Source organism: Psychrobium sp. 1_MG-2023 (genome assembly GCF_030689115.1).
GTDB lineage: Bacteria > Pseudomonadota > Gammaproteobacteria > Enterobacterales > Psychrobiaceae > Psychrobium.
Map to the genome: position 1 here is coordinate 19,915 of NZ_JAUYVJ010000038.1, position 16,134 is coordinate 36,048.

General features: G+C 41.1%; 16 protein-coding genes. 4 read left to right on the forward strand and 12 right to left on the reverse strand.

Annotated features, from left to right (window positions below):
- Nucleotides 1-31: 31 nt before the first annotated feature.
- The 4 genes from Q8W26_RS16075 to Q8W26_RS16090 form a co-directional block, all read right to left on the reverse strand.
- Nucleotides 32-574 carry a cytochrome b gene (locus tag Q8W26_RS16075; RefSeq protein WP_153071547.1) on the reverse strand — a complete coding sequence of 181 codons (543 nt, stop codon included), beginning with the start codon at nt 572-574 and terminating at the stop codon, nt 32-34.
- 201 nt (nt 575-775) lie between these two features.
- Nucleotides 776-1,780, reverse strand: coding sequence for a peroxiredoxin (locus tag Q8W26_RS16080; protein ID WP_101215948.1), 1,005 nt, complete (start codon nt 1,778-1,780; stop codon nt 776-778).
- Nucleotides 1,777-2,319, reverse strand: coding sequence for a TlpA disulfide reductase family protein (locus Q8W26_RS16085; RefSeq protein ID WP_101215947.1), 543 nt, complete (start codon nt 2,317-2,319; stop codon nt 1,777-1,779). Before Q8W26_RS16085 ends, Q8W26_RS16080 begins: the two co-directional genes overlap by 4 nt.
- Before the next feature lie 17 nt (nt 2,320-2,336).
- Nucleotides 2,337-3,086 (reverse strand): cytochrome c biogenesis protein CcdA, encoded by a 750-nt coding sequence (locus Q8W26_RS16090; RefSeq protein ID WP_101215946.1) that lies wholly within the window; start codon nt 3,084-3,086, stop codon nt 2,337-2,339.
- A 297-nt stretch (nt 3,087-3,383) separates the two neighbouring features.
- Between Q8W26_RS16090 and Q8W26_RS16095 the strand changes: the two genes are divergently transcribed.
- Nucleotides 3,384-5,840: a winged helix-turn-helix domain-containing protein gene (locus tag Q8W26_RS16095; RefSeq protein WP_101215945.1), complete on the forward strand. Its 2,457-nt coding sequence runs from the start codon at nt 3,384-3,386 to the stop codon at nt 5,838-5,840.
- 188 nt (nt 5,841-6,028) lie between these two features.
- On the opposite strand, the gene Q8W26_RS16100 is transcribed toward Q8W26_RS16095, so the two are convergent.
- From Q8W26_RS16100 to Q8W26_RS16115, 4 genes are all read right to left on the reverse strand, one after another.
- Complete coding sequence (locus Q8W26_RS16100) at nt 6,029-6,535, reverse strand: flavodoxin family protein (RefSeq protein ID WP_101215944.1); 507 nt, start codon at nt 6,533-6,535, stop codon at nt 6,029-6,031.
- A gap of 26 nt (nt 6,536-6,561) precedes the next feature.
- Nucleotides 6,562-7,086 carry a DUF2867 domain-containing protein gene (locus Q8W26_RS16105; protein ID WP_305473770.1) on the reverse strand — a complete coding sequence of 175 codons (525 nt, stop codon included), beginning with the start codon at nt 7,084-7,086 and terminating at the stop codon, nt 6,562-6,564.
- Nucleotides 7,076-7,474 (reverse strand): VOC family protein, encoded by a 399-nt coding sequence (locus tag Q8W26_RS16110; RefSeq protein ID WP_101215943.1) that lies wholly within the window; start codon nt 7,472-7,474, stop codon nt 7,076-7,078. Before Q8W26_RS16110 ends, Q8W26_RS16105 begins: the two co-directional genes overlap by 11 nt.
- Nucleotides 7,475-7,715: 241 nt before the next feature.
- Complete coding sequence (locus Q8W26_RS16115; RefSeq protein WP_101215942.1) at nt 7,716-7,982, reverse strand: acylphosphatase; 267 nt, start codon at nt 7,980-7,982, stop codon at nt 7,716-7,718.
- Between the two features lie 284 nt (nt 7,983-8,266).
- On the opposite strand from Q8W26_RS16115, the gene Q8W26_RS16120 reads away from it, so the two are divergent.
- Nucleotides 8,267-8,602, forward strand: coding sequence for an STAS/SEC14 domain-containing protein (locus Q8W26_RS16120; protein ID WP_101215941.1), 336 nt, complete (start codon nt 8,267-8,269; stop codon nt 8,600-8,602).
- A gap of 155 nt (nt 8,603-8,757) precedes the next feature.
- Here the strand turns inward: Q8W26_RS16120 and Q8W26_RS16125 are convergent, their stop codons facing one another.
- The 3 genes from Q8W26_RS16125 to Q8W26_RS16135 all read right to left on the reverse strand — a co-directional run bounded on the left by Q8W26_RS16125 (nt 8,758) and on the right by Q8W26_RS16135 (nt 13,815).
- Nucleotides 8,758-11,982, reverse strand: coding sequence for a S41 family peptidase (locus tag Q8W26_RS16125; RefSeq protein ID WP_101215940.1), 3,225 nt, complete (start codon nt 11,980-11,982; stop codon nt 8,758-8,760).
- A 535-nt stretch (nt 11,983-12,517) separates the two neighbouring features.
- A complete protein-coding gene (locus tag Q8W26_RS16130; protein ID WP_101215939.1) occupies nt 12,518-12,742 on the reverse strand; it encodes a hypothetical protein in 225 nt (74 codons plus the stop codon).
- A gap of 413 nt (nt 12,743-13,155) precedes the next feature.
- Nucleotides 13,156-13,815, reverse strand: a complete 660-nt coding sequence (locus tag Q8W26_RS16135; protein WP_101215937.1) for a hypothetical protein — start codon at nt 13,813-13,815, stop codon at nt 13,156-13,158.
- Between the two features lie 199 nt (nt 13,816-14,014).
- Between Q8W26_RS16135 and Q8W26_RS16140 the strand changes: the two genes are divergently transcribed.
- On the forward strand, nt 14,015-14,320 hold the full coding sequence (locus Q8W26_RS16140; protein WP_101215936.1) for a phage integrase N-terminal SAM-like domain-containing protein: 306 nt from the start codon (nt 14,015-14,017) through the stop codon (nt 14,318-14,320).
- A complete protein-coding gene (locus Q8W26_RS17950) occupies nt 14,310-14,516 on the forward strand; it encodes a hypothetical protein (RefSeq protein WP_370694291.1) in 207 nt (68 codons plus the stop codon). The genes Q8W26_RS16140 and Q8W26_RS17950 overlap by 11 nt, the downstream gene beginning before the upstream one ends.
- A 192-nt stretch (nt 14,517-14,708) precedes the next feature.
- Here the strand turns inward: Q8W26_RS17950 and Q8W26_RS16150 are convergent, their stop codons facing one another.
- Nucleotides 14,709-16,040 carry a hypothetical protein gene (locus Q8W26_RS16150; RefSeq protein ID WP_101215934.1) on the reverse strand — a complete coding sequence of 444 codons (1,332 nt, stop codon included), beginning with the start codon at nt 16,038-16,040 and terminating at the stop codon, nt 14,709-14,711.
- Nucleotides 16,041-16,134 lie beyond the last annotated feature (94 nt).

The window sequence follows — 16,134 nt, forward strand, 5'->3', positions numbered from 1 at the left end:
TAAAATGCTTTTCCGGTCATCCTCTTTGGGCTTATTTAGCCGATAGCATCCGACTCAAAGTAGCATCTTTGTCGATGAAATGGTGCTTCAATGCTGCCGTAATATGCAGCGAAATAAGGCCAGCGAAACTATAAGCAAATATCGAATGGAGCTGCTTAGACAGTTGGTAAGTCGCCTCATGAAATGGCACGATGTTACCAGCAACATCCATGTTTTGTGGAACAATGGACAACCCTAGCACGTGGATACCAAAGCCACTTAATGCACTAAGTAAAAAACCAGTGATCGGCATAAGTCCCATCAGTGTTAGGAGTAGCCAATGTACTCTATTAGCTATTTTTGACTGCCCTGTTCCCTGCTCTACACTTGACCAGGGGTGTTTAATTCGCCAATAGTATCTCAACGAGATAATACTAAGGAAAACCACGCCAAACGCTTTATGTAGCTGATACAAGGTTGCTGAATAGTCGGTATTTTTCATATAAAAACCAACGCTTAGCATAGTGATAATAAAACAAGCAAAAAGCCAATGGATAAATCGGTTTACTTGTTGTCTCTGTTCTAATCTGTTCACTTCACTCACTCCAACAAAGGAATATTGAAACCAATGCCAATCAGCACCAACACACCATAGTTTTATTTTCCGCGGGGAAGGCACCCCAACAATTTATCAATCGCCTCTATCCTAAAATAGCTGTTAGTCGAAATAAACCGTGATAAAGCGAACTGTTTGTTCGTTAAATTAGAACAAACAGTGCTTTTTTCAGAGACCTTTTTACTGCATTACATCACTGCGTAACTCGATTCGCCCGAGATGGTTCACCTTAATTTGATACGGAGACGCATAAACATCATAAGCTTTATAAATAGCGTTCTCAGCATCAAATGCTAACGGGATCTTCAGTTCAAACTTGTTCGAAAACTGCTTCACGTAGGCTTCATCAACATAATATGAGTTAACCACTCCAAGCCACTTCCTCTGAGGGTTATCTGCGACTAACTTTTTAAGTTTCTTGAGCTTACTTTCACAATTTGGAAATTGAGGCATTGGGCATAAAGCGTCAATAAAAACAAGGTTTAACGAGTCCCCTTTTGGAAGTTTGGCTAACATAGAATCGAGAGTCAGGGGATTACCCTGTAAAGAATGGGTCGAAAACGTTGGCGCTGTATCACCCACCCGCGGTTTATGTGGTTTAATCGACTTCACAACAGCTGAATATCCTTCTTCTACAGGTAGTTTTTCTTCAGCGTGTTGAGGCTCTCTTTTCTTATCATTTTTTGACGCGATAGACAGCCTTGACTGCTCACCGTATTTGTTATCAATGAACTGTCGAAGCGCCTTAGCATCGCCAGAGAAAATCTGTTGATTGCCTTGGATTAGAACATGAAATGGTGACTGCCAAACGCCAAACGCTCGCATGAGCTTAAACTGACGGTCAAACACTAATGGAGATACTTGTTGAAAGTGCTGTTGAAACTCTATCAGCTGCGCTTGAGTAACATTAATTTCAGGTTGCAGCCAAATCTGTTGGCTTTGCTGTAAAAATGCCTTGGGTAATGAATTGACCACTTCCTCATCACCTTGGCCGCCATAACTGCGCCAGATATCGATGAACACAAGGTGAGTCATTTTTGATTTGTCTCGCGCAATAGTTTGCCCTGTGACCGTTTCTAATTCAGCCAATAGCTTTAATTCTGTCCGCTGTGCGTTAGCGGAAAATACCGATGCGCTCACCACAGCAAGCATCAATAATTGTGTTAACCAAGTCGCTATTTTCATTGTGCTGCTCCTTTTGCTAATTCCACAATCGTCTGATCGAGTTTATCCGTCACCAAAAATGTTCGATAGGCAATGTCGCCTTGTTTATCAATCAGCACGTGAAATGGCGTACCCACGACACCGTAAGCACTAGTTAAGCTACCGTCACTGTCAAACGTAGTGGGTAAGTTAAGCCCATTCTGTTGAAAAAAAGTATTGATATTGTTAACTGAGTCATTCATTGCGATGTTAACCGTTAAAATTTCAATATCATCACCGTATTGGTCATACATTGCCTGTAAATGAGGCATTTCCACTTTACAATAAGTACACCAGGTGGCCCAAAATTTTAAATAAACAGGCTTTTGGGTTTTAAAATCACTTAGATTTACTGTGGTTCCATTTAACGTTTTTACCGAAAAACTAGGAGCACTATCACCAATATCTAGCGTTTTTGCCATTAAATTTACACTAAATACTCCTAACAACCCTCCAAAGATGAGCGGTGCTAATTTCCTAAATTTTGATGCTTTATGTACATTTTGATTAAATCGTTTCATGTGATTTCCTAGGCTAATTAAAAAGAAAAAGAAAGCGGTAATGCTTGAAGGCTGAAATAGACTGCAACACCCAACATGGGTAGCGCCATAAGCCACTTAACGACACTGAGCCAATGCCCTGAGCGTGGTAAAACTGCAACAAAACCACTCACACTACCCGCTAGTACCAACAATGCGCTCATGCCAAGTGCAAACGTAAACATCAACAAGGCGGCCCACGCTAACTGCCCCTCAGAGGCAACATACATTAGCAACATCCCTAACACTGGTGATGTGCAAGGTGCCATGACTAACCCAGATAAACAGCCCGCGATAAACACGTTAAGCCATCCATGATTAGTCGACGTTTGGTGCTCAGACAATTTAACTAAGAACCTAGGTTTAGGCAGTGTCACCCACTCTAAGATCCACAGAGCCATCACTAGACAAAAGCCAGCCACAAACAATAAAGTAATGGGATGGCTTGCAACCACGCCAAACAGTTGCCCTGTACTCGCGGCTAATACCCCTAAACCTGCATACACCAGCGCTAATCCGAGTACATAAATTAATGACAATATGACCGTTTGATAATGCCTGTGCTGTGGATGCTCGCTATTTCGTTTGTGGCTACTTTTAGCCTGCTTGCCAATGACGCTGACAGTAATTGGTATCATTGGATAGATGCAAGGGGTTAAGCTCGTTAACAATCCCGTCGCAAAGACGATCCCAATCACATACCAAGATTGTCGCCCATCCATCAATGCCGATTGAATAATAGATTCCATTGAATCCCCTATTGTTAGTTAAATGACTCAACGTGTTGTTTAGCCGTTACTCGCTTGGAAAACTGTTATAGCGTAAAAGGGAGGTTGAGGTATCAAACAGAAATAGAATTAAAGTAAAATCGAGATAAAATCGTAATGAAATATTTATAAAATAGACAACAACTAACAATTAATGTCTAACTAACAGCGAGTTACAAACACAACTTAGTCAGGCTAAAAAAGTCATATTCTTGTTATTTTACGGTTTAATCACGTAGAATGAACCGCAATTAATGCATTAACTAACGATGACACCCCATGCCTATTTATCAATTTGCGCAATTTCATTTCGATGATAGCAGCGGTACTCTCCGCTCATGCTCAGATGCCAACAACGTCACAGCAACCAGTGACGAACTCGTGCAACACACACAAGTCGAATTACGTCATAAAGTGGCTAGCTTATTAAGCTACTTGATAACGCAGCGAGATCGCATTGTTAGTAAAGAAGAGCTGTTAGCCGAATTATGGCAACACGGGGATTATCGCGAAAACTCATTAACCCAAAGTATCCGCGAACTGCGAATTGCGCTAGGCGATAACGCCAAGGCACCAACTTTTATAAAAACCTACCCCCAACGTGGTTACCAATGGATACAACCACTGGGTGAAGTCATTGACGTGTCATTAGCGCCTCCTGCTGCAATGACAAACGACCATCATTCCCAACCGCATTTAATTACCGAACAGGATGAGCAATCTAACAAGCAAGCATCACCACGGTCTCGCTCTACTACTCAACTTAGACGCTATATAGGCTTATTTGTTATCATCCTGTGCTCAGCGATGGCTCTATGGCAGCACCACAACTCTTCAGCGACACAACAGACCGAGACAACGACCTCACAATCAGGTGTAAAGTCTGTGGTGGTTTTACCTTTTATTAATGCGACCGAACAAGCTAGCATGGCATGGCTAGAGCTTGGTTTAGCCGATATGCTCGCTATCGACTTACAGCGCCTTGACGCCATCGATAATAATCAACTACATGTGACACCACCTGATGTCGCGAATGCCCTATTACTGGACGCTCAGCTAGATTGGCCTGCGTTGCCCGTTCACATTCGCAGCCTATTAAAAGAACACCAACTTGAAGCGGCTATTTTTGCCAGCGTACGATTACATGGTGAACAGCAAGTCCTCGACTTCCAAATCATTTATGCCGACGGTAGAACTCAACAAGGCAGCATAACCTACCCTTCACTTCCTGCCTCACTTGTCTCGGTAACACAACAACTATTGCACTTGCTGATCCCACAGCGTAAACGCCAGCAGTCAAGTGAGGTCGACGACCCGCTTGCTGCACAAGCCTTAGCTCAGGGAATGCAAGCACTACAACAGGAAGGTCCATTAAAAGCGCACAAGTATTTTCAAGCCTCATTACTACTTGGAGAAGATAATCACTGGGCACGAGCCTATAGCGCTAGAAGCTCAATTTCATTAGGGCAATGGCAACAAGCAATAGAGCAATTTACTTTGATCCCACCTGCTGCATTAGTCAGCGATCCCACACTCAATGCTTTTATTCATTACTGGCAAGCAGAATTGGCATTTCGCCGTGGGGACGATGCCCTAGCAGAGGCGATAACTCTAGCCATCAGTAAAGCAGAAGCAGCTAGTGACGCTAAGTTAATGACTCGCAGTTATCGCTTACAAGCCAAACTGTCGTGGCAAAATAAAGATTGGGCCGCTCACAATCATTGGCAGGAGAAAGCCCAGCAATTACAAAGCTTGAATACCGAGCTTAATATTGAGGCAGATAAGCTATTCTATCTAGGCAGCCCTAACAACGCAGGACTTGAAAAAGCCCCCGATAACAACCTGCAACAGAATCAAGCATTACTGTTAAAAGCTCTTAATTTCTATCAGCAACTCGCCAATAAAAACATGATCGCGGCAAGTCAACTAGCCATTGCACAAAACTATACCTTTGCTTTATCACTAAGAGCTGATGCCCTAAAGCATGCAATCGCCTTGTATGAACAGTTAAGTCAACCATATGAGTTAGCGCAAGCTTTAAACTACGCCGGCTTTTACCACATGCAACTTCACGATGGTGCAACAGCAAGCCGCTACTTTACCCAAGCTAAGGACATCGCGTTATCCTTAGGCGCACAGCCCTTGGTAGAGATAAGTGATTTTTACCTTGCTTTTGCCATGCTCGATCAAGGCCTAGACCAGCAGTCTTTAGGGCGTCACGGCAAAGATGAAAGCAAACTAAAACAAGCTATCACCCACTTGAAACGCTTTATTGGCAACGAACCAACCCCTGAGCTTCACGGCAGTGCGCTAGTTTTTCTCGGCTGGGCATACACTGAATTGGGGCAATTTGATCTGGCACTGACTCAGCTTGAAGAAGCAAAGACTCTCAATGCTAAACTCAATCTAGCAACCACCTTGGGTTATAGTAACTATTCTATTATGCGTATCCATTTAGAACGTGAAGACTATCAATCGGTGATCGATATGGCTGATGAGAAAGTGACAACTCGATTACAAGCAACCTATCTTGCCAGAGCATATTTTGAACATGGACAAGCTCGCCAAGCAATAAATGTCTTAACTCAATTAAAAACTAAGCAACCTCATTTATGGCAGCCCGAAGATAACACTCGATTAACACTCTATCAGCAAAGTTTGTCTGGACTAACGCTTAATTTACCCGATGAGCCAAAAGCACATTTAGTTTATTGCGAATCTGACTGGGCGCAATAACGTCACTTTTTAAGATGAGTTGCGAGCAGAGAAAAGGTTTAAACATCGAAGGAGTACTCAGGTGGAAGGATGGGCCTAATGCTGAGTCAGCAAACTGAAAATAAGTGAGAGTCTGAACACACTAAAATGGCATTAACCGATAGAGTCATCGACTAATGCCATCGGATTGGCGTGATAACGTTTTCAAATCAAGCGTGAAAGGTCAATTCGATAAAGTCTGCGATCGTAGTTTGATGGTCCGCTTTAACAAAGCCATCAGGGCATGAGCAATACAGCATTCCTTGGTATCTCATGCCTAAATACTCAGCGGATAAAATAAAAGGCGGTTCAAAACAATCAGCGGGGACTTCACTATGCCCCGTTGCTAGTACACTACATGCTTTATCTTTAAATGCCCTACCGCGCTCTTTCTCAACAAATAACAAGTCTGCTAGTCGGTCGAAAAAAACCTTCATCTGCGCACTCATTGTGTACCAATAAACAGGAGTAGCAAACACAACATGATCGTACGTTAGTACATTATCGATAAGCCCAATAAAGTCATCGCCGCCGTTGCCAAATTCATAGTCAAAAGGTGCAATCGCATAATCAGATAAATCTAGCACATCAGCTTGAATGTTATTTTTCACAACGTCACTTAACAACGCCGTATTACCACCCTGACGAGCGCTTGCTAATATTATTACTGTTCTCATTTCATTTTCCTTAACTTAAAAAGCTATTAATAAAATTCTGCGCGCCTAATTGATGCAGGAACAATGACACGATGAATAGGCTTAACCAGCATCATATAGATTCTGCCTAACCTGTTGTGGACATGAACCACGGTTGATATGGTGACCTGACCATGTTCTTCACTTGATTTTAGTACTGACACTTTAACCCCCAAGTGGTTATCAGTGTCCGCTAAGATCACTTCATTGTCACTCAAAGCATGTAAGGAAAAAATTCCTACTCTGTCACCAACTTGATACTCTTGTGCAGTTTTAGTTGTGGTAATGGCACTAATCTGGCCAAGGTTCTTTAAACCAAAAAACGACACGACTTGATTACGTAATGTCATTAATGAATCGACCCACCACGGTGTGGCTGCTGCATGCGCTAACCAAATATCGAGCGCACTGAGATGATTGAATTGGCTTTTAAATTGGTAAGAATCAAAAAAGGACGCATTGCTCAGCGTTGTAGATAGCAGGCTATCAGTTGGAACATCGCACATTTCTATACTAGCTCGCTTACTCAACACAATTCTCCTGTTGTTGTCGTAATTCAATAAGGTTACCTTCAAAATCACAGATTTCAGCTCGAATGGCATCACCAATGACACGCGGTCCCCACACAGGGTGAACCCCTTGATGAGCAAGCTTATCAAGGACCTTACGCATACAAGTAACAGAAAGAGCCGCCAACCTGATGCCGTAGTTGACTTGAGGAGGAAGATTAGAGCCGCTATTGTGTGTACTTAATAACTCAATCTTAATATCATTTTGGCCTAACATGACGGCTTCATTAAAAAACGAAGAGTTTAGATTAGATCGAGATAACACACAAAAACCTAATTTTTCAGTATAAAACTCAATACTTTTCGCTAGATCATGCACAACCACTTCAACATGATCGATTCGATTAAACACATGATGTCCTTTATCTTTGTTAAAAAGCTATCTCTTGAGTAAATATAATAAGTAATGGCTTCTTAGGAATAAACCTTCTTTATGAGAACAAGCTATTCTCAAAACAAGAACAACATATCAACGCTTCAATATCAGAACAACTAAACAATAAATCAACAGTGTGCACAGCTTCTCAACGGGCATATAACCAACGTTGCCAAAGCAAGGTTAGAACAAGCTAATAGCTAAACTCTATTGTGTATTAATCAGTGGTAAAGCTTGTAAAGCCTGCACCGTGATAATCGCTGATAGTAATGCCTGTGACTAACGCTAACTCTGGGCCTTTTTCTAGAAAGTGAATTAGTTGACGAATTGACTCCTCTTCACCAATCGCTACCACGTCAACACTACTATCAGGCAAATTATGGGCATACCCAACAATGCCTAGTTCTTGTGCGACTTGTTTGGTCGATTGACGAAACCAGACGCCTTGAACCTTGCCATTCACTTTGACTTGTATTTTTTTCATTGTCACTTCCCCATCAGGCTCTTTGTTATGTCTCAGAATAAACCTAACGTAACAGTATTTTAGGTATTAATAAAACGGTTCATTTGATAACAATTTTTAACATGATATGTTGTTTTTAGTGTCAAAAAATTGTGTATACTGAAGTTTCAGGCACAGTGAACTACAATAAACATTAATAGAGTTTTCAAAGGAATCGAAAATTGCACACGGAATGTTCAATATCTCACTCAGTTTATTCAGCAGAGCATGTCAAGTCATACGACTTCTCTTATGGAGTCCTAAGAATGCTTGCAGATGACATTGGTGAGATCACGGTCAATGAGGGTACTGAGATTGACGTAGCCATGGTTGAAGAGATCCACATGCTCATGTTGTCAGTCTTCAATGATAAATTTTCATTACTCATCAATAAAGTAAACTCCTACTCGACTCATTTTGATGCGCTGTCATTATTTGGTCAAATTGATGAAGTCAACAAAATTGCAGTGTATGCACCATCAAAAATGGCCAAGTTTAGCGCCGATTTTTCTGCTGCGATCCCTAGTTCATCAGCGTTAAATATCCAAGTATTTATCGAGCGAGATGAAGCGCTTGATTGGATTAAAGCAGCAATAAACTAGTGCCTGCCCGATACTAGCAAGAGAGTTTATAGCGGGGTCAACTCAGGGGTAATTTCGCCACCCTATCGTATTTTTAACGCTCAAAACGCGGTCAAAAAAAATCCGCTCAAAACGCGGATTCTTACAGGGTTACGATTTTAAAAGTAATAAACTTTTTACTTCAATTTCTTAAGTAATACGTTAACCGCTTTCTCAATCTGCTTATCTTGCCCTTTTGATACAGATTCTGGATCATTTTTCACTAGGTGATCAGGCATAGTTTGGCTATTTTCAAGGTAGCCGCCTTGCGTGTTTTTCATACCTACTTGCGGTACGCCAGCACGGAAGTCACCTGAAATGCCCATTTCCCACCAAACAGCGGTCATTGTGCCAGGAACCGGCATACCAACCATTTCACCCAAGTTTAATTCATCATAGGTGTAAGAGAACGCATGAGCATCACTGTAGTTACCTTCGTTGATTAGCAACACGGATGGCTTGTTCCATTGATCAAGTGGGTCTCCTGCATATTGACGACCACGAACATGCATAGTGAAGTACTCGTTACCACTCAGCAGTTTAGCTAAATCATTATGTAACCAACCGCCACCGTTGAAACGCGTATCGACCACAACCGCTTCTTTATCAAAGTGTTTTCCTAAAAGGCGCGAATACACAGTTCTAAAGCTTGGATCATTCATGCCACGAACGTGGACATAAGCCAGGCGACCATTAGATAGTTTTTCAACCAGTGCTTCTCGCGAGCTAACCCAACGTTGATAGAGTAAGTTATCGATTGTGTGACCAAAAGTCGGCTTGATCACTTCATCAAAGCTTCTTCCACGTGAATCTTCAAAGGTAAATCTGACACGTTTACCAGCCGTATGGTTTAACAGTTGGTAAAGGTTCTGTGTTTTTGATAACTCAACGCCATTAACAGCAGTCAGTTTAACACCCGGTTTAACTTTACTGTTGGCCTTATCAAATGGCCCTTTGGCTAACACTTCTTCAACGACCAAGCCTTTGCGGTGATCAAAAAACAAGCCTAAGCGACCCGTGCTATCATCGCTAGCCGCTCGTTTCGGGCGATAAGATGAACCAATGTGCGACGCGTTTAATTCACCCGTCATTTCCGCGAACATGTTAGCAAAGTCACGACCGTGACCTATTGACGATAGCTTGTTACGGTAAGACTGACCCACATCATCCCAGTCAATGCCGTGGAAGTCATCGCGGTAAAACTTATCTTTAATGATACGCCAGCTGTGATCGAACATAAATTCACGTTCTGCAGCGGCTTGTAATTGCATCACTGGATTAACACTGATTGGCTTTAAGCTGATATTTTCCCCGACATCGCCTTGTTTTAACTGACCGTCAGCAAGGATGAATACCTTCTTACCGTCAGGGCTAAATGACATACTTGCTGAATTAGCACCAAGCTTGGCCACTAACTCGGTCTTGTTGCCACGCACAGACTGACGCCATAAATCGTAACCGTTTTCAAAGCGCGCTAAGTAATACAGATCTTTCGCATCTTTGGTCAGGTACGCTTCACCCAAATTTGACGAATGTACTGTCAGGCGAACGGTGCGACGCTCAAGGTTATCCCATTCAATGTCAACCGGCTTAATCTCTTTCGCGTCTTTTTTATCCTTGTCAGAGTCAGACTTTTTAGACCCTTCTTCTTTTTTCTCTTCAAGCTCTTTTGCTAACGCGTATTCTTCCTTTGACATACGGAACTTGTCGTAGCTGTCTTGAGTTAAAAACGCGGCTAACACGTCACCTTCACGCCCCCAACTGCCGTGATCACGCTGACCAAAGCGAGAACTCCACCATAACACGGCTTCACCGTCGGTATGCCACGTTGGAGAGCCGTCATTATAACCTGATAAACTAATATCTTTAGGCTGTTCAGAGCCATCAGATGGGAACACTCCGACATTATTCACGAACAAACGACCACGTGGTGAAAAGCTGGCGGTCATCCAGTAACTATCTGGCGCCCACGCAAACGAGATATCACCATCACTGTATGAGTAGTTATGTTGTTTACCTAAAGCAACCTTAACTTTTTTAGTTTTGCGGTCTAGAACCTGTATTTCATCACGCTGTGATAAGAACGCTATTTTCGTGCCATCAGGCGAATAAACAGGCTGGAAGCTGTCAGTATCAGCTAAGTGAACCATTTGCTCTTTTAACGTCGTCGCGGCAAAAAAGTATGGTTCAGACTCATTTTCGATAGTGGTCTCATATAAACCCCACGTTCCTTCACGCTCAGCGGCATATAGCAGCGTTTTACCGTCTTTATGGAAAGAAACCGAACGCTCTTGCTCCGGCGTATTGGTCACCGCGCGCGTTGTCTTAAACTCGGTACTGGCGACAAAGACTTCACCGCGAGCAACAAAGGCAACTTCCTTGCCGTCAGGCGAGACAGCGTATTCGGTAATTTTACCGCCTAAGGATACAGGCAGTAGATCATCTTCTTGGATGTCATTGGCAATTGCTATTTTTACCCGCTTAGCTGAGCTACCTTTACTGGTGTAAACACTGCCATGATGAACAAAGGCCAAGGTGCCGTTATCGCTGATGGATAAGCTTCGCACAGGATGCTCTTTAAACTTAGTAATTTGTTTCTTGCCGCTACCGTCAGTATCGGTTCGCCACACATTAAAGGCTCCAGACTTTTCTTCTGACGTGTAATAGAAGGTGTTTCTGTCTTTCCAAACCGGGTTGTGATCGGCCCCTTCAAATGTGGTTAACTGTTTATGCTCACCCGAACGGATATCGTGTAGCCAGATGTCACGCGCAAAGGCTGAGATATCGTGTTTTCTGAACTGGTTCTCATAAGACTTCTCATCACGATACAGCACTTGCTTACCATTAGGCGAATACTGCAACTCTGATGCAGGAATCGTTGACAACATTTTCGGAGTGCTGCCCTTCACTGAAACGGTATAACTTTCCGTTAAACGCGAGGTTGGAAATACGGTCGATTGCTTAGAGTCCATTCGGCTTGAAGTGAAGAGTATATCCTTGCCGTTTTTGGTGAAATCTTGTGGAATATCATGTGAAGAGTGATAGGTTAGTCGTTTGGCTTTACCACCCTTTGCTGGCATGACGTAAACGTCTAAATTACCATTTCTATCACTGGCAAAAGCGATACTTTTACCATCGCGGGACCAGATAGGGTGTCCATCCCAGTCGTTATGTAGTGTTAAAGGTCGCGCTGTTCCGCCTTTAGCTGGGACAGTATAAATATCGCCTTTGTAAGAGAATGCAATTGTTTTACTATCAGGTGAGATACTACTGTGTAAAAACCATTCTTCGCTTTTTTCAGTTGCTGTAGCTGCGGAGGCAAAAATAGCCAGCGCCGACAACGCAAACTTTGTCTTATGCATTATTATTTCCTTTAATAGGGTGACGTATAATCATCACTTTTTATATTTTTCGCCGCATTTGCGAATGTCGTTATATTATAACAATAACTAAAACGATGCTAATACCAATGGCTAAGGCGTGATGAGAGTATTGATCCCCTCAGCAAATCCAAATGAAGTGCTCAAAGCCCCTCAGTCAGATTTATGGATCAAATATTGTTTAGCAGAAACTTGTAATATTCCGCGCCATAGATGGCTTACAGGGTTATTCATTTCACAGAAATGGAGCCATCGCGCCACAGGAAGTGGAAGAAAATGACGATCAATATGTAAACGGACTCACAGTCTTACTGTTAAATTGACATGACTACTTACAATTTAGTGAGCCATTTCTTAGTAACCTGCCTGTTAATTGTTAACAGCCAGAAAACATAACTGTACATAGTCGGTACAATTATTCACTCAGGTGCTACCAAACGAATCTTTAAAAGATTAGGAAGAAAGGCCAATTTCTGGTGCCTGCTATGCTCCACCTATCCTTGTTTGCATATGCAAATCATAACGAAGTTTCATGGCTCTGTTTTACTACAACATCATTTTTTAACATTAAAACAACTAGGTACACAACATTAAGTGGAGGCACAATACATAATAACACACCAATTAGTGTGGCCATTTTAGGTGTAGACGTTTTACGTTTAGCTAAGTAGTAACTTAAACCACCAATAATAAACATGGAAAGGAAAACAAGTTGACCGTATAGAGCCGCATTAATATTCATGTGTACAAATCCTTTTTACATTAGACATAATGACTCCCCACGAGACTAGCCTCCAATTCGTGGGTTAACTTCAAAAGCCTGAGCCATAATTAGTTTATTAAATAACTAAAAACAGGGGCTAGCATGCATAACAATAACATAGTTTTTATTGGGTTAGCTACTCATAAAACATTTATTCAAGCTGCTGTTTTAATTGATAAACGAGGTGCTATACATCAACCTATTCAAGCACGAGATGAGATGAGGGGTCACACGAACGAGTTAAGCGTTTTCGATAACAAGGAGAATGGCGTAAACAAAAACAAGAGGAGAAGTAACTAGAAGGGGCAAAGCTCGCCTTGAGTTTAATGATTTGGCTTGAACATCGCTGGTACACCTTGCACTATTTACTATAAAAGGAAGGGCTTCGGGTGTTATGTTTCAATTCGACGCTTAAGAAAATCAACTAAAGCATCTTCGGTTTTTGGTTTTGAAATATGTAAATCATACTTATATTTTGAAAGTAAAACATGAAGCTCAGTGTCGACGATTGCTACAGATAAAAACAATTTTATTTCAACAGAGGTCAACCTTGAATAATATAAAGTTATAAATCTATTCTTCTCATCGACAGACAAGTATTGGTCTTTCGAAATTTGCTTCAATACAAACTTAAAGTTCTCTACTAATGGCTGAATTTGAGCAATATTATTTTCAAATCTAGATTTAATATTAATTTCAGTAATATCGTCATCGAATATTGACGTTTGTTTCCATAAATAATCGAGGTACTCGATACCCTCATAGCCTCCAGAATATTGGGTTTTATAATTTAACACATAATCAACATGGTCTTTCAATAGAGTGAGATATACTTGTATTGAAGAAACTTTAGATTGTTGCCTAAATGATTGAATTAAAAACATTAAAGTAATTGCAGCAACTACTGGACCTGAAACACCTCCCATAAAACTTCCGAAAGCTCCCCAGTCGATTTGATTATTAGAAAAGCTCATTTCGTGTTGAGAAAAATAGAAACCAAATGGTATCAAGGGTGCAATTGAAATTGCTAGGATATAATGGATAACTTTCATAACTCTCCTAAACCAACGTCCAAATAATGGGCAATTTATTGTTAGCTAAAATAAGCGACGCAGGAGAAAAAGCCAACTGTTTTTTGTCCTGCTTTAATGACTTGTTGAACGAAGCCGCTCCGCGGCAGAGTATACTCGCGGTTGTTCATACTTAACCAGATAAACCACCACTGGGTGCGTTTTAACTGGAGACATCACAATGAACATCGCTCAACAACAACGTTTCAATACCCTTTATCAACAACATCTTATCAACCTTCGCTTACAAGGTAAACGCCCATCAACCATTGATGCTTATGCCCGTGCCGTTCGCCGTATTACTGAGTATTTTGATTGCGTACCCGATACTCTGACCACTGTTGATTTGAAGAAGTATTTTAATAGCCTGATTCAAACGCACTCTTGGAGTACCATCAAGCTTGACCGCATAGCTTCCGCGTCCTGCTCTCCCCCCCTTACCCACACTCAAGTTTTTATGGCTTATCTTGCAGCATGTGCTGCCTAAGGGGTTACAGCGAGTGCGTGATTACGGTTTTTTGCGCGGTAATGTAAAAGCCTTACGCTTGCTTATGGTAAGCCTGTTGTTGTCGCTAACACACTTGCTTGTTCCAGCCCCTCAACCGACATCACCACTCGCTAAACGCAAGTGTCCTTGTTGCCAACACGAGATGATATGCACGGGAGTTACTCGAACGAGCTAAGCGGTTCCGATAATAAAGAGAATGGCGTTAACTAAATGAGAGGAGAAATAACGAAAAGAAAAGCAGTCAATATTGGCTAACCACTTGATATAAAATGAATACGCTTTATACACTAACCAAACTCGCCTTGCGTTAATAGCTTCACTTGTCCAACACCCGAATAAGGTGTTAGCTGCGCGACACCTATTCTTGTTAGTATGTTTTTGTCACACGATGCCAAATATATGCGGGTCTTTTTTGAAATCGTTGTTGCTGAGATATTGCAGGGAACGCCTCAGTTACACCTGAAGACACTGTATTCATTATACTCGCAATTAACGGTAAAGATGAGCCTGTAGCAATAGCAGCAGATAAACCAACTAAACTGCCCAATGCACCTTTGACTCCTGAGCTTGATATTAAATTTACGTTATCTCTTATTTCATCAACTTGTGGCAAAATCTCTTTGTGAAATAGATTTTCAGCTTTTCTATCGAACAATTCAGGATCAACACCACTTAATTCTTCTGAAATGGACTGTAAAGAAAAATTAAACCTTTCAAAAGCTTCAGAATGTTTATTTCTCAACTCTAAAATTGTGTTTGGTGAATCAATATTTATAAAGCTGTTATTTGCCTTTAAAAACTTTGCTGATATTGAACCTGTACTGCAAGTTGTATCACCAGACATGCTCATAAATTTTGCTTCAAATGAAGATTCTGTAATATAAGTATGACCAAGCCTTTCTGCTAGAAAAGTCTCATTGTATATATTGTTTAAGCGACAGCGAATTGCTTGGTTTATTGCTTGATAAGCCCAAGTATTAAACCTTTCTTTTTCAAGCTTTCCTTCTGGGTTCCAAATTTTTTGACAGGCAAAGCCTCCAGATTCATCTTCAATACAATTCTCTAGAGTTTCAAACAAATAGAGACTAACTCCTGACTTCCAATAATCATTTATAAACTCAACATTTAAAGCTGTTCGTCTATTTTTATAGGCATCTTCAGATAAAATTAGCATTTCTCCTTTATCAGACCTCACAACAGATTTAAGAGTTGCATTTTCATGAATAAAGTCATGTATTTTGGGTGGGATACAAGATTTGAAAGCATCATCGGACAAAAGTAAAGGTATATCATTGCTCGGTTTATTGAAAAATGAAATTGGTAAAACTTTTAAAAAGTTTGCCCTTATAAGTTCATAGCCCCACTCGAACAACTTTAAACCTCGAACTAACCTGTCAAAGCTTATTTCATTTGAAGAAGTTACTATTGGGTCATCAATCACTATAGAGTCATAAACTAACGATGAGGAAAGGATGCTGGCTGTATTTTTGCTCGTAGATCCAGTACTAAATAGTGCACTTAATTTATCAGTGGATTCGTGATTGCTTATTTCTGACTCAGCAGTTTCAATTCTCCCCCTATTGTACTGAGATAACCTATTTGATATTTCATTCGCAGGAAGTTTTTTGAGATCCACAACTTTGCCAGAGCTTGTAATAAGTCCCGCATCGATCAACAAGTTTAAAGAAAGATTACTCAATACAACTCCTTAAAACATAACAGATAATTAGACTCCCTCTCCCAATTGCTATACTTATCAAGCAATTGTTATTAAATATAATTTGGAGTCTCAA